Below are 397 nucleotides of genomic sequence, written 5' to 3'. Positions count from 1 at the left end.
GCGCGGCGATCACTTGTCGACAATCCGCATGCAGGAATGGGAGTCGCAGGCGAAGCGCTTTCATGGCGCAGGCGGTTTGCGCGCAATCGACGCAGGGCGGCGTTTTATGATAGCCGGTCATCCTGTACACGATCAGGATTCGGACGATCAGCGTGAATTTGCGGCCATCGAGGTTGAATGGGCCATCGAGAACAATCTCCCGCTTTCCGGACACGAAACGAATTACCCGCACAGCCTGAGCAATCAACTCACGCAGGCTCGCGCCGACGATCCGGGCAAGCTGTTCAGTGTTGCCCATGGTGACGGCTCCACAGGGTTTTACCGGGTTTCCGTCGAAGCGCAGCGTACGGGTGTGCCGTACCGCAGCCCGTTCGAACACCGCAAGCCCGAAGCGCAA

Annotated in this window: 1 pseudogene; it reads left to right on the top strand. The window is 59.9% G+C overall.

Features of this window, described 5'->3' with window-relative positions:
• A pseudogene (locus HWX91_RS40460) lies at positions 1–397 on the top strand (contractile injection system protein, VgrG/Pvc8 family); the annotation flags it as partial.

Origin of the sequence: Paraburkholderia fungorum (genome assembly GCF_902833645.1) — a bacterium.
In the GTDB taxonomy this organism is placed as follows: Bacteria; Pseudomonadota; Gammaproteobacteria; order Burkholderiales; family Burkholderiaceae; genus Paraburkholderia; species Paraburkholderia fungorum.
The sequence above is the reverse complement of the archived record's forward strand: the minus strand, read 5'-3'. Positions and strand labels throughout refer to the sequence as shown.